The sequence below is a fragment of the Methylobacterium sp. FF17 genome (assembly GCF_025813715.1).
GTDB classification, from domain to species: domain Bacteria; phylum Pseudomonadota; class Alphaproteobacteria; order Rhizobiales; family Beijerinckiaceae; genus Methylobacterium; species Methylobacterium flocculans.
Genome location: NZ_CP107532.1, coordinates 2,722,848 through 2,735,185 on the forward strand (window position 1 = coordinate 2,722,848; position 12,338 = coordinate 2,735,185).

Here is a 12,338-nt window from a genome sequence, read left to right on the forward strand (position 1 = left end):
GCCGTGAACGCTCGCTCGATCTTGAAACGGATAGCTCGCACCGCCTGAGCCCAGCTCAGCGCCCCTTCGCGCGCGCCCTCCGTTCGATCCTGTGAGCCCCCCCAATGTCCGAGAAGCTCTCCGCCGCCGCGGCTGCGTCCGTGCGCGCCGCCATGCTCGACCCCTCGAAGCTCGCCGGAGCGCGCAAGACGAAGGTGCCGCTCCCCCGGGTGCAGCGCCTCGCCGGCGGGGAGATGCAGTCGTGGTGCGTCGTCACCGACCTCCGCTCCGTTCTCAGGCCGCTGCTCCGCCATCGCCTCAGCCGGCCGTGCGCCCGCGCCATCGAGCGGGCGATCGTCGCCGCGAACGTCGTGACGACCACGAGGCTTGAGCGCATCCTCTACAAGGAGGCGCTGCGCCGGGACCTGCCCCGCGGGGCGTGCCCCGAGCTCCAGGCTGCGGCCGACGTCCTCCCGTTCCACCTTGCGGAGCTCGGATGCCGCGTGTCGGCGGCCCGGATCGCCTCGCAGGCGCTCGCGTCCGCACACCTCGCTGTGCAGACCGGGCGCCTCGACAGGGCGTTCCTCTACCTTAGGCACGCGCTGTTCCGGGCAGAGGAGGCCGAGCACGGTCGCGGGGATAACGCCGAGCTCGCGCAGGGACCCCTCTACCAGTTCCTGGAGGCCTTCGACGTCCGGGCTGGCCTCTGGCTGGCGGCGATGACGGCCTTCGAGACGGCAGACCGCATGGTGGAGGACGAGCACGACATCCTCAGGGGCGGCGTCGGGATGATCGCGCCGCCGCCGTCCGACCTTGCGGACCTCGACCTCATCCTGGGGCAGGCGAAGGCCAAGGCGGAGGAGGCGCCCGGCCGGACGCTCGTGGTCTTCCCGACGATGGACCACCTGCCCCAGCCCTCGAAGTCCGTCTCGGACCGGGGGGACTCCCCGCGCGCGATCGCGGAGCCTTGGGCCGGGAAGGGCATGCCCCTCACCCCGGCGCCGGACCCGGCCGCCTTCGCCGCTCGGCTGCGGGGCCTGTTCCCGTGGGCCGACGAAGTCGTCGACGTGTTCGCCAGCGACTTCGTCGGCTCGCCCTACGCCGCGCTGCGGCCGCGCATCCTCGTCAGCCCTCCCGGCTGCGGGAAGACGGCCTTCGCCCGTGCGGTGATCGAGACGGCCGGGCTGGACGTCACCGTCTTTGGGGCTGCTGGGACCATGGACGGAGGTGCCTGGGCGGGCACATCTCGTCAGTGGGGGTCGTGGCGCCCGTCGACGCCAGCGCAGGGCTGCCTTCGCCATGGGAAGGCGAGCCACGGCATCGTCATCGACGAGGTCGAGAAGGCGGGCAACGACCGGCGGTGGGGCAGGCTCGACGAGACGATCCTCCCCTTCCTCGAACGGGGATCCACCGCCCGGGCGATCCACGACCCGGCTTTCGAGACGGCACTGGACCTCAGCGCAGTCTCCTACGTCCTGACGGCGAACTCCCTCCGGGGCGTCTCCACGGCGCTGCTCGACAGGTGCCAGATCCTGGAATGGCCGGCCCCGCGGGCGGAGGACCTGCCGGTGGTGGCGGCCGGGATCCTCGCGGAGATCCGACGGGACCGGGGGCTGGATGCGGCCTGGTGCCCGGACCTCGACCCCGAGGAGCTCGGGATGATCCCCTGGGTAGGGGGGAGCATGCGGCCGCTGAGGAGGATGGTCGAGGCGGTCGTGGCCTCGCGCGAGGTCGAAGCTCGCCGCCTTCCGAACTGAGAGGGAGGGCGAGATGGAGACGTCGGACACCTTCGCCCTCATTGCGGCCCGGATCCGGGACGCGTGGGAAGCCGGCCGCATCTGCAGCCTGGTCGGCCGCGGCTGCCGGGCCCGCGTCATCCGGATCGGCCGCCTCGTCGCGGCCGGGCGGCTCGACCCCGCCATCGGCCTTCGCCTCGCGTCCGAGGTCGAGGGTGTCACCTACTTCTTCGCCCCCCTGCCTCCGGAGCCCGCCCCGTGATCGCGTCTGAATTCCTCACGATCGCCGGGCGCGCGTTGCAGGGTCACCGCGGCGCCGACAGCGTCACCGTCCGGGCCGTCGAGCCGACCGTCCACGGGCCCCGTGTCCGATGGGACGGCCCGCTCCTCTCCTGCGAGCGCGAGCGAACGCCAGCGCACGGTGGCGTCATCATGTGGCCGCCGGCCGGCCCGCTCCTCCTTGACGTCCTGTCGCTGGCCACGGCGTTCCGCTGGGCGGACGGGGCGCCGCGCTGCGCCAAGGACTGGAGCGAGCGCTTGGCGCGTCGGTACCGGCGTGTCTTCGGACCGACGGGGCCGGCTACGGGGCCGGGGTGGTCCTGGCTGTGGGAGGCGGGCGCTCAGGCGGTCAAGGACGCCGGGCTCCCCCGCGATTTCAGGACCGTCGACGCGAAGGAGAAGTACGGCTCGGCGCGCTGGTACGTCGAGGGCGACACGTCCGAAACCGTCGACGACATCATCGACGCGATCGAGCACCTGTCCGCCCACATCTGCGAGGACTGCGGGTCCCCGGGCAGGATCCGGAAGGGCGGGTGGCTCCGATGCCTCTGCGAGCGCCATGCCGGTGGGCGCCTGCCGACCGGTGACTGACGTCTACTGGAACAGGTCGCGACGTCTCTGGAGCGTCCGCGAGCGCGGCCGGGTCGTCGCCCACGCCCCGGCGATCGCCCTCTCGGGCGTGCGGTTCCGGGCGTCGGAGGCGTCCCGATTGCGGTGCCTGCGGACGGGGGCGAGGGACGTCCACGCCTGGGCAGCCGGCACGATCGAGGGTGTGTCCCGCACAGGGGACGCGAGCCGGCTCCGGTACCGGATCGAGGAGGCAGGTTTCAGGGTGGAGGGCCGGGTCGTCACGAGGGCGGCCGCGGTGTGGTTCGAGGCGGACGGGGCCGCGTGGTGCGAGGGAGGGTGGTGATGCCGACGATCTGGATCATGAGCGACATCCACGCCGACGCCTCCCCGTGGGTCCCGCCGCCGGGGCCGCGCGTCGACGTGGCGATCGTCGCCGGCGACGTGTCCGACGGGCTGTGCCGGAGGGCGCTGCCCTGGCTCGCGGAGCACGTCGTCCCGCGCGCCGGGGCCGTCATCTATGTGCCGGGAAACCACGACTTCTACGGGACGAGGATGCCCGACGAGATTGAGCGGGCTCGGGGGAACGCGATCGAAGCCGGGATCCGCCTTCTCGACCTCGGCCAGGTCCTGAACCTGGGTCGGGTCCAGATTATCGGGGCGACGCTGTGGTCCGATTACAGGATCGGCGGGGAGGGCACCCGGGCGGCGGCCATGGCGGCATGCGGCGACCGGCACACGGGGATGAGGGATCACCGGCGGATCCAAACGCGCGACGCGGCAGGGGTTCCCGCCGCGTTCCGTCCGCAGGAGGCGGCCGCGCTCCACGCCCGGCACCGCGCGAGGGTTGAGGAAGCCCTTGCGGCGGAGTGGGACGGCCCAAGGATCGTGGTCACCCACCATGCCCCGAACGCGCGCTCCCTCCTGCACGGGGAGGTCCGCGAGACGATCGACGCGGCCTACGCCAGCGACCTGTCGGCCCTCATGGAGGGGGCGGGCGCGCCCGACATCTGGATCCACGGGCACGTGCATCGGAGCGCCGACTACGTCGTGGGTCGGACCCGTGTCGTGGCCAACCCGAGAGGGCACGACACCTCTCACCAGCGGCGGGACGGCACGTGGGCCGACGGGCGGGAGAACCCTGCGTTCGACGGCGGCCTCGTGGTGGAGATCTAGGAACGGAAGAGGGCACCACCCTCGCGGATGGCGCCCTGATCTGCAGTGCAGGAAAAGCGAACTAAAATATGGTTCGCTTCTCTACCAGGGGGTAAACCCGTGATAGGATGAGGGGTCCGCACGGTGTGCGGACTTTTCGCAACTGAAATTTAAGCCCTGATCTTCGGGTCCGCTCGCGTCGAAGAGGTCCGGCTCGTGCCTCCCCTCGGCCTTCCGTGCTTGCTCGGCTGCCTACATAGGGAAGTCGACGAGGATCCTGTCGAGCCCCTTCGGGGTGATCAGGGGCTGCGGGTTCTGCTCAACCGTGCCGTTCGACCGCCGGATCGGAGCGAGGCGCACGTGCATGTACTTCTGCCCCACCTGAGGACGGAACGGCCGCTTCTTCACGGTGCTGGGCCGGACGTAGAGCTAAGACTCCAGGCGGTCGTTGTCCCGCAGGTTGAGTAATGAATCCAACGGGGCGGCGCCTGTCGAGCCGGCTAGCTATCCAACCCACTTACGGTTGTCTTGGCGCGACCTAGACACGGCCTTCGACGCAAATGGGCTTAACCCCGAGACCGACGCTTAACCGGATCGATAAGGCACGCGCGTCGTCACGGCGCGCGCTTCACGAACCCAATGTCCACCGCCACATCCTTCAGGCGCTCGGGCTCACGTTCCTTGCGCTCTGAATACCGGTCGACGAGGTAGGCTGACCGCTCGCGAGTCAGCAGCGTGAACTTCATCAACTCCTCGCAAACGTCAACCACCCGGTCGTAGAGCGGACCGGGCTTCATCCGACCTGCCTCGTCGAACTCCTTGTAGGCCATCGGGACCGAGGACTGATTTGGTATGGTGATCATCCGCATCCAGCGCCCGAGGATGCGCAGGTTGTTGACTGCGTTGAACGACTGCGAGCCGCCCGAGACCTGCATCACGGCCAGGGTCCGGCCTTGTGTTAGGCGTACAGAGCCCTCCGACAGGGGCAGCCAGTCGATTTGGCTCTTGATGACCCCGGTCATGGCGCCGTGGCGCTCGGGGCTGACCCAGACATGCCCCTCGGACCAGATCGAGAGGTTGCGCAGCTCCTGGACCTTGGGATGGTCGGCGGTCGCGTCATCAGGCAGCGGTAAGCTGTGCGCGTCGTAGATCCGCACCTCGCCGCCCATTGCCTCCAGCAGGCGCGCGGCCTCGTAGGCCAGGAAGCGGCTGAAAGAACGCTCTCGGAGCGAGCCGTACAGGATCAGGAAGCGTGGGGCGTGGGTGAACGGTGCCTGCACCTGCAGGTTGGTCGCCGTCGGAACCACGAAATGCTCCTCGCTGAGGTTGGGCAATCCGTCGGCGAAGAGCTGTTGGGGCTTGTCCAAGACGCTTCATTCCTCTACGTTTCAACGATGGTTGAGATATTGACATCATGATGGACGAACGGCAAGCCGTCGCTGCCTTCGCAGCCCTCGGACAGGAGCATCGGCTGCGCATCGTGCGCCAGCTCGTCACCGCTGGCCCCGAAGGGATGGCGGCCGGCGTACTGGCCGAGACGGTCGGTGTGTCGGGTACCAACCTGTCGTTCCACCTGAAGGAGCTCAGCCATGCGGGGCTGGTCACCTCCCGGCGAGAGGGACGCTCGATCATCTACAGCGCCGCCTACCCGGACCTGTCCGGGCTCATCCAATTCCTGATGCGCGATTGCTGTCAGGGGCGTCCCGAGGTCTGCGCCCCCGCCGTCGCGGCCCTGGCCGCCTGCTGCTTGCCCACCGGAGACACCGCCCATGCCTGATCGCGTCTACAACGTCCTGTTCCTCTGCACCGGCAACTCCGCTCGCTCGATCCTGGCGGAGGCCATGCTCAACAAGGAGGGCCAGGGACGCTTCCGGGCCTTCTCCGCCGGCAGCCAGCCCAAGACAGACGTGAACCCGCTCGCTGTTCAGGTTCTGAGCGAGACGGAGTACCCGACCGAGGGGCTGCGCTCGAAGTCCTGGGACGAGTTCGCCCGCCCCGACGCGCCGGTCATGGATTTCGTCTTCACGGTCTGTGACAACGCCGCCGGCGAGGCTTGCCCGTACTGGCCCGGCCAGCCGGTGACGGCGCACTGGGGCATCGAGGATCCCGCCTCGGTCGAGGGGACGGACCTGGAGTGCAAGACAGCCTTCGTAACTGCGCAGCGCTACCTCAAGAACCGGATCTCGGCCTTCGTAGCGTTGCCGCTGGCCAGTCTCAATGGAGTCGCCCTGTCCGCCAAGGTGCGCGAGATCGGCCAGCAGGCCGGCGCCACCTCGCCCCGCCCGGAGGTCGCGTGATGGACGTCGTCATCTATCACAACCCGGATTGCGGCACGTCGCGCAACACTCTGGCCCTCATCCGCAACGCCGGCATCGAGCCGCACGTGGTCGAGTACCTGAAGACGCCGCCGAACCGGGTGTTGCTGCACCAACTCGCAGACCGCGCCGGCATCAGGGTCCGCGACTTCCTCCGCGAGAAGGGCACGCCCTACGCCGAACTCGGCCTCGGCGACGAAAGCCTCACGGACGACCAGCTTCTGGATGCCATCGCCGAACACCCGATCCTGCTCAACCGTCCCTTGGTGGTCAGCCCGAGGGGCGTTGCCCTCTGCCGCCCCTCCGAGGCTGTGCTCGACCTCCTACCGGCCCAGCAAGGAGAGTTCGTCAAGGAAGACGGTGAGCGCGTCGTCGATGCGCACGGGCGCCGCGTCGCCACCGCCTGAGCCGTTCCAAGCCTCCAAGAACAAGAAACGGTCTCGATGCTTGCGCTTGCCATCTTCGTGGTCACCCTCGTCTTCGTCATCTGGCAGCCCAAGGGGTTCGGGATCGGGTGGAGCGCCCTCATCGGGGCCGCCGTGGCGCTCGCCACAGGGGTCATCAGCCCCGGTGACATCCCTGTGGTCTGGCACATCGTCTGGGACGCCACCTTCACCTTCGTCGCCCTCATCATCATCTCGCTGCTCCTCGACGAGGCCGGCTTCTTTCATTGGGCGGCGCTACACATCGCCCGCTGGGGCGGCGGCCGGGGACGTTTGCTATTCCCGCTGGTGATCCTGCTCGGCGCGGCCATCGCGGCGGTGTTCGCCAATGACGGGGCGGCCCTCCTGCTCACCCCCATCGTGCTCGCCATCCTGCTCCGGCTGAACTTCAAGCCGGCGGCGGCGCTGGCCTTCATCGTCGCCTGTGGGTTCGTGGCGGACTCGACCAGCCTGCCGCTGGTCATCTCGAACCTCGTCAACATCGTCTCAGCGAACTTCTTCGACATCTCCTTCAGCCGATACGCGGCGGTGATGGTGCCGGTGAACCTCGTCTCGCTGACCGCGACCTTGGTGGTGCTGTGGCTGTTCTACCGGCGCGACCTTCCGGCCACGTACCCCGTGGCCGAGCTCGAAGCGCCCCGCCACGCGATCAAAGACCCGCTGGTCTTCAGGGCGGCTTTCCCGCTCCTCGGGCTGCTGCTGGTCGCCTACTTCGTGACGGCACCGTTCGGCGTGCCGGTCTCGGTGGTCACTTGCGCCGGAGCACTGGTCTTGCTGGCGCTGGCCAACCGCAGCCGCGTCATTCCCATCCGCAAGGTCCTGACGGGGGCCCCCTGGCAGATCGTCCTGTTCAGCCTCGGCATGTACCTCGTGGTCTACGGCCTGAAGAACGTCGGCCTGACCGACTACTTGGCGCAGGGGCTCTTCTGGCTCTCGGGCCATGGTCCGTTCGTTGCCACCATCGGCACCGGGTTTGCCGCCGCCATCTTGTCCTCGGTCATGAACAACATGCCGAGCGTGCTCGTGGGTGCGCTCTCCATCCAGCAGGCTCCGGATCTCTCGCCCCTGATGCGCGAGCTCATGGTCTACGCCAACGTCATCGGCTGCGATCTCGGCCCGAAATTCACCCCCATTGGCAGCCTGGCGACCCTGCTCTGGCTGCACGTCCTCGACACCAAAGGCCAGCACATCACCTGGGGCCAGTACATGCGGGTGGGTCTGGTCATCACGCCGCCGGTGCTGCTCGTCACCCTCGCCGCCCTGGCGCTCTGGCTCCCCGTGCTCGGGGCTGGGTAGCGGACCGATGGCTCCGACGCGCCGCTGGCCCGTGATCTCGGCCCTGGGGGTCGTCCAGATCCTGACCTGGGGCTCCTCGTTCTACCTGCTGTCGGTGCTCGCCGCCCCGATGTCGGAGGATACGGGATGGCCCTTGGCGTGGGTCATCGGTGGCCTGTCCCTGGGCCTCCTCGTCGCGGGTTTGGTCTCGCCGCGCGTGGGAGCCTTCATCGGGGAGCATGGAGGCCGGCCCGTCCTGGCCTTTGCGGCCCTGGTCCTCGCCGCGGGCCTCGCCATCCTCGGCCTGGCTCCGAACCTTCCGACCTACCTGGCGGGATGGCTTCTCATCGGTCTGGGCATGGGCACCGGACTCTACGATCCGGCCTTCGCCACCCTCGGGCGCCTCTACGGCTCCGAGGCACGGAGCGCCATCACGACGCTGACACTCTGGGGCGGCTTCGCCAGTACGGTATGCTGGCCACTCTCCGCCTTCCTGATCGAGCAGGTGGGCTGGCGCGGGACCTGCCTCGCCTATGCCGGGCTTCATCTCGCGGTCACGTTGCCCCTCGTCCTTCTCGTGATCCCCCAGCAGCCCGTACGTATTGTTTCGCGATCGGAAGGCGTGATCCCTGCCATCCGGCTTGAGGGACGAGAGCGTCGTGCCTTCCTCCTCATGGCGGGGGTGCTGACCCTTGGGGGCACGGTCATGGCGTTGGTCTCGGTGCACCTCATCACCCTGCTCCAGGCCCGTGGCGTGGCACTCACCTCGGCCGTCGCCTACGGCGCCCTGATCGGGCCGGCACAGGTCGGGGCGCGCATCGTCGAGATGGCTGGCAAGGGCCGGCATCACCCTCTCTTGACCCTCTCCGCGGCGATGATCCTGGTAGCCATCGGGGTCGCGATGCTGGCGGCCGGCCTACCCTTGGTCGGGCTGGCGCTGGTCCTCTACGGGGCTGGCAACGGGATCTATTCGATCGCCCGGGGAACGGTGCCCATGGCCCTGTTCGGTCCCGAGCGCTACGCCCCGCTCGTCGGCCGTCTCGCCCGTCCAGGGTTGGTAGCGCAGGCGCTTGCGCCCTCCGTCGGAGCCGTTGTCCTCACCCACGCGGGCGCGAACGCCACCTACGCCCTGCTCAGCGTGCTCGCCGTTGCGAACGTCGCGCTTGCCCTGTCCCTCTGGCGTGTTCGGCCCGGAGGATAGAAAAGCGACGGCCGCCGCGGACGTCCGCCGCGGTCCCCAATTCGATCCTTGCCTTCGACGGATCCCGAGCCTACTGACGCTTAAACGATTCCATAACGGTTTAAGTGTCGTGAAAGAAAAGCAAGCGCTCGATGGCTTCGCAGCCATCGCGCAGGAGACACGCCTGCGCATCATCCGCCTCCTGGTCACGGCCGGGGCGAAGGGCATGGCGGCCGGCGCCATCACTCAGGCGATCGCCGGGGCCTCCGCGCCGCGCATCTCGTTCCACCTCGGCCACCTTGAGAACGCCGGTCTTGTGGAGAGCCGCCGCGAGGGGCGCTCCATCATCTACAGCGCGATCTTTCCGGCCCTGTCCGACCTTGTCGCCTTCCTCATGCGCGATTGCTGCGAGGGGCATTGCGAGGTCTGCGACCGCGCCATCGACCTGTTCGCCAAATGCACCGGCCGGCCCCAGCGGGTCGAGCAAGCCCCCAAGATAGTCTGCGAGGAAGCATGACAAACCTGCGCGACACCCTCGAAGGCCACCAGATCGCGATCTACTTCGTGGCCATCGGCGTCGCCGCTCTTACCGCCCTGACGCTGCCCGGAACGACGGCCCTGGAGGTCGGCATCAACCCAGCCCTGGCGCTAATGCTCTTCGTCACCTTCCTCCAGGTGCCCCTGCCTGAACTTGGGCAAGCCTTCACGCGAGTCCGTTTCCTGGCGGCGCTCCTGGTCGCGAACTTCGTCGTGCTGCCGATCCTGGTGGCCGGCCTGATCCGGTTCGTGCCTGCCGATCCCATGCTGCGGCTAGGGGTGCTCATGGTCCTGCTCACGCCGTGCATCGACTACGTCGTGACCTTCGCACACCTCGGTCACGCGGACGCCAAGGTGCTGCTGGCGTCCACCCCGGCGCTCCTGATCGCGCAGATGCTCCTTCTGCCCGTCTACCTGAACATCTTCCTCGGCGAGGACGCCGCCAGGTTCGTCCAGGTCGGTCCATTCGTGCACGCGTTCGTCTGGCTGATCGCCGTCCCTCTCGGGCTTGCCGCGTCGGTTCAGCATTGGGCCGGACGCAGCCTAGCCGGGCAACGGGTGTCCACAGGCCTCGGACTCCTGCCGGTACCCGCAACGGCCCTCGTCCTGTTCGTGGTGATCGCGTCCGTCCTGCCCCAACTCGGGCCCGCGCTCGACGATGCCATCCGGGTGGTCCCGATCTACGTCGCCTTCGCCGTGGCGGCACCGCTTCTGGGTTGGACGGTCGGGCGCGCATTCCGCCTTGATGCGCCCACCGTCCGCACCCTCGCCTTCAGCGCGGCCACCCGCAACTCCCTTGTGGTTCTGCCACTGGCGTTTGCGGTTCCGGGTGCCGTGCCACTCCTGCCCGCCGTCATCGTCACACAGACGCTGGTCGAACTCCTCGCGGAACTCATCTACGTCCGCCTCATGCCCAGGTTCGATGCCCCGGCATCCTCGCCGGTCGCCGCCTAGGTCGACGGTCGTTCCACGGACGAGCGGCTGCGTGACCCCGCATCGCCACCCGCTTCCGGCCTCTTGGGACCAAGGCAAGGACGACCGGCGGTCCCGTTCCACTGCTGTGTGTCGGAGGGGCCGGCTTTCACATCGGTGCATCGAGCATGTCGAGAACCGGGCAGGCCGGCGTCGGGGCGCCGCTGCACCGCTCCACGGTGTCGCTCAGGATGCGCTCAAGCCGCGCGAGACGAGCGAGCTTGGCGCGGACCTCGGAAAGGTGGGCGGCGGCGACGTCCCGGACCTCGCCACAGGACCGGTGCCCGGGCGCGGCCAACGCCAGCAGGGTTCGGATGTCCTCGATCCCGAAGCCCAATGCGCGGGCCTGACGGATGAACGCCAGGCGCCGGACATGAGCAGGATCGTAGGCCCTGTGACCGCCTTCCGTGCGGGCGGGCGGCGGCATGAGCCCGATGCGCTCGTAGTAGCGGACGGTCTCCAGGTTGATCCCGGCCGCCGCCGCGATCTGGCCAATGGAGAGACCTCGCGAACCCTTCGCCATTTTTCGCTTGATCCCGTAGTGGCTACGGGATGCAGGGTGGCACGATGATGATCGACACACCATCCATGACGCCTTCCGCACGACCCGCCTCAGGTCCGCGGGACGGCCTGCCGGTTTCCTCGGGAAACTGGTTCGCAGGGCTGGGCACGGTCGCCGGGCTGGGTGCCCTGGCGGCTTCGTCCTGCTGCGCCCTCCCGGTGGCGCTTGCCGGTCTCGGCGCGACAGGGGCGGTGTTCGGAGGGTTGGCCATGTTGGCGAGCATCCGGCCGATCCTGCTCGGCGGGGCCGCCCTGGCCCTCCTCATGGGTTGGGCGCTGTTCTTCCGTCACCGGGCGACGGCATGCGACATGGCCGAACCATGTGCTCGCACGGGGCCGTCATGGCATACCCCTGGCCTTCTCGGGCTTGGGACGGCGCTGGTCGGTTTGGCGCTCGCGTGGGAACCATACCTTGAGCCTGTCGTGCTCAAGGCGATGCGGTGAGGCCGACGATGCAGCTTCGGTCCACCCTGACCTGCCCGCACTGCGGTCATCGAGCGACGGAGACGATGCCGACCGACGCCTGCCAATTCTTCTACGAGTGCACCAGCTGCGGCACGCTTCTGCGCCCGAAGGCGGGCGACTGCTGCGTCTTCTGCTCCTTCGGCGACGTGCCCTGTCCGCCCATCCAGGAAGCGCGCGAGAACGGCGGGTCCGCATCCTGCTGCTCGGGGTCCTCCTGAGCTGCGGACCGGACACGAAGCTTACCCGCTTGGTCCAAGTCCGGGCAGGGTGCCGTGCTGAACGATCCGACCCTCGATTTAGCGTGTCCGAAGCCGTCGGGTGCATGGCTTCGGAGGTCCGAGCGCGAGACGTCCTGCGCGTCCCGTACTCCAGTCCCTTCCTCGCCGGTCTACGATGTGGCATCGTCCAAAGGTGACCTTCTGGCTCGCCCTTCGCAGGCTGCTCCCGCTCCTGGCGGTCCTCAGCCTCGCCCTTGCGCCGGTGACCGCATCCGCGGCCGCCGCGGGCATGCGCGCGCCGACGGCCGTTCAAGGTCACGCCATGGCGATGCCCGACGAGGCCATGGACGACATGGCCGGGATGGCCATGGACGAGATGCCGTGCTGTCCCAAGGAGCGGCCGGGCATGCCCGACTGCTCGAAGGGTTGCCCCCTGATGGCGCTCTGCCTGGCGAAGGTCGCCACCGGGCTGCCGGTCGCCGTCGGACTTCCGGGCCGCGTCGCCGGCGTCGAGGGGCCGACCTGGGGCGTCACTGCCTCCTTCGACAGCCTGTCGCAAGGGCCGCCCACCGAGCCTCCCCAAGCCTGAACCCGATGCCGCCGGCGCCTGCGCCGGCCGATCCCGCGCGCCTGAAGGCCCGGGTCCCATCGTTTTC

Annotated in this window: 18 protein-coding genes; 15 read left to right on the forward strand and 3 right to left on the reverse strand. The window is 68.8% G+C overall.

What is annotated here, in order from left to right:
* Positions 1-104: 104 nt before the first annotated feature.
* The 5 genes from OF380_RS12770 to OF380_RS12785 are packed head-to-tail and all read left to right on the forward strand — an operon-like array spanning position 105 to position 3,737.
* Positions 105-1,736 carry an AAA family ATPase gene (locus OF380_RS12770; protein WP_264051084.1) on the forward strand — a complete coding sequence of 544 codons (1,632 nt, stop codon included), beginning with the start codon at positions 105-107 and terminating at the stop codon, positions 1,734-1,736.
* A gap of 13 nt (positions 1,737-1,749) precedes the next feature.
* On the forward strand, positions 1,750-1,977 hold the full coding sequence (locus OF380_RS12775; protein WP_264051085.1) for a hypothetical protein: 228 nt from the start codon (positions 1,750-1,752) through the stop codon (positions 1,975-1,977).
* The gene (locus OF380_RS12780) at positions 1,974-2,585 is read left to right on the forward strand and encodes a hypothetical protein (protein ID WP_264051086.1); all 612 of its coding nucleotides are present in this window, start codon (positions 1,974-1,976) and stop codon (positions 2,583-2,585) included. Before OF380_RS12775 ends, OF380_RS12780 begins: the two co-directional genes overlap by 4 nt.
* Positions 2,554-2,907, forward strand: coding sequence for a hypothetical protein (locus tag OF380_RS28870; RefSeq protein ID WP_449818601.1), 354 nt, complete (start codon positions 2,554-2,556; stop codon positions 2,905-2,907). Before OF380_RS12780 ends, OF380_RS28870 begins: the two co-directional genes overlap by 32 nt.
* Positions 2,907-3,737: a metallophosphoesterase gene (locus OF380_RS12785; protein ID WP_264051087.1), complete on the forward strand. Its 831-nt coding sequence runs from the start codon at positions 2,907-2,909 to the stop codon at positions 3,735-3,737. The genes OF380_RS28870 and OF380_RS12785 overlap by 1 nt, the downstream gene beginning before the upstream one ends.
* 231 nt (positions 3,738-3,968) lie before the next feature.
* Here OF380_RS12785 and OF380_RS28780 read toward each other — a convergent pair whose 3' ends face one another.
* Both OF380_RS28780 and arsH read right to left on the reverse strand, forming a co-directional pair.
* The gene (locus OF380_RS28780; RefSeq protein WP_404810613.1) at positions 3,969-4,082 is read right to left on the reverse strand and encodes a hypothetical protein; all 114 of its coding nucleotides are present in this window, start codon (positions 4,080-4,082) and stop codon (positions 3,969-3,971) included.
* Between the two features lie 248 nt (positions 4,083-4,330).
* Complete coding sequence (gene arsH / locus OF380_RS12790; protein WP_318784649.1) at positions 4,331-5,083, reverse strand: arsenical resistance protein ArsH; 753 nt, start codon at positions 5,081-5,083, stop codon at positions 4,331-4,333.
* Positions 5,084-5,133: 50 nt separating this feature from the next.
* Between arsH and OF380_RS12795 the strand changes: the two genes are divergently transcribed.
* The 7 genes from OF380_RS12795 (at position 5,134) to OF380_RS12825 (ending at position 10,420) form a co-directional block, all read left to right on the forward strand.
* Positions 5,134-5,493 carry an ArsR/SmtB family transcription factor gene (locus OF380_RS12795; RefSeq protein ID WP_264051310.1) on the forward strand — a complete coding sequence of 120 codons (360 nt, stop codon included), beginning with the start codon at positions 5,134-5,136 and terminating at the stop codon, positions 5,491-5,493.
* Entirely contained in the window at positions 5,486-6,013 is a 528-nt protein-coding gene (locus OF380_RS12800) for an arsenate reductase ArsC (protein WP_264051088.1), read from the forward strand. The genes OF380_RS12795 and OF380_RS12800 overlap by 8 nt, the downstream gene beginning before the upstream one ends.
* On the forward strand, positions 6,013-6,438 hold the full coding sequence (arsC, locus tag OF380_RS12805; RefSeq protein WP_264051089.1) for an arsenate reductase (glutaredoxin): 426 nt from the start codon (positions 6,013-6,015) through the stop codon (positions 6,436-6,438). Before OF380_RS12800 ends, arsC begins: the two co-directional genes overlap by 1 nt.
* A 36-nt stretch (positions 6,439-6,474) precedes the next feature.
* The gene (locus OF380_RS12810; protein ID WP_264051090.1) at positions 6,475-7,770 is read left to right on the forward strand and encodes an arsenic transporter; all 1,296 of its coding nucleotides are present in this window, start codon (positions 6,475-6,477) and stop codon (positions 7,768-7,770) included.
* 7 nt (positions 7,771-7,777) lie between these two features.
* Positions 7,778-8,950, forward strand: coding sequence for an MFS transporter (locus OF380_RS12815; RefSeq protein ID WP_056355007.1), 1,173 nt, complete (start codon positions 7,778-7,780; stop codon positions 8,948-8,950).
* 109 nt (positions 8,951-9,059) lie between these two features.
* Positions 9,060-9,446 (forward strand): ArsR/SmtB family transcription factor, encoded by a 387-nt coding sequence (locus OF380_RS12820; RefSeq protein ID WP_056355010.1) that lies wholly within the window; start codon positions 9,060-9,062, stop codon positions 9,444-9,446.
* A complete protein-coding gene (locus tag OF380_RS12825) occupies positions 9,443-10,420 on the forward strand; it encodes an arsenic resistance protein (protein ID WP_056355013.1) in 978 nt (325 codons plus the stop codon). Before OF380_RS12820 ends, OF380_RS12825 begins: the two co-directional genes overlap by 4 nt.
* Before the next feature lie 127 nt (positions 10,421-10,547).
* Here OF380_RS12825 and OF380_RS12830 read toward each other — a convergent pair whose 3' ends face one another.
* Positions 10,548-10,961, reverse strand: a complete 414-nt coding sequence (locus tag OF380_RS12830) for a MerR family transcriptional regulator (RefSeq protein ID WP_056355016.1) — start codon at positions 10,959-10,961, stop codon at positions 10,548-10,550.
* Between the two features lie 44 nt (positions 10,962-11,005).
* On the opposite strand from OF380_RS12830, the gene OF380_RS12835 reads away from it, so the two are divergent.
* The 3 genes from OF380_RS12835 (at position 11,006) to OF380_RS12845 (ending at position 12,271) form a co-directional block, all read left to right on the forward strand.
* Positions 11,006-11,443: a mercury transporter MerT gene (locus OF380_RS12835; protein WP_162239188.1), complete on the forward strand. Its 438-nt coding sequence runs from the start codon at positions 11,006-11,008 to the stop codon at positions 11,441-11,443.
* Between the two features lie 8 nt (positions 11,444-11,451).
* A complete protein-coding gene (locus OF380_RS12840) occupies positions 11,452-11,682 on the forward strand; it encodes a GDCCVxC domain-containing (seleno)protein (protein WP_056355022.1) in 231 nt (76 codons plus the stop codon).
* A gap of 193 nt (positions 11,683-11,875) precedes the next feature.
* On the forward strand, positions 11,876-12,271 hold the full coding sequence (locus OF380_RS12845) for a hypothetical protein (RefSeq protein ID WP_056355025.1): 396 nt from the start codon (positions 11,876-11,878) through the stop codon (positions 12,269-12,271).
* Positions 12,272-12,338: the final 67 nt, after the last annotated feature.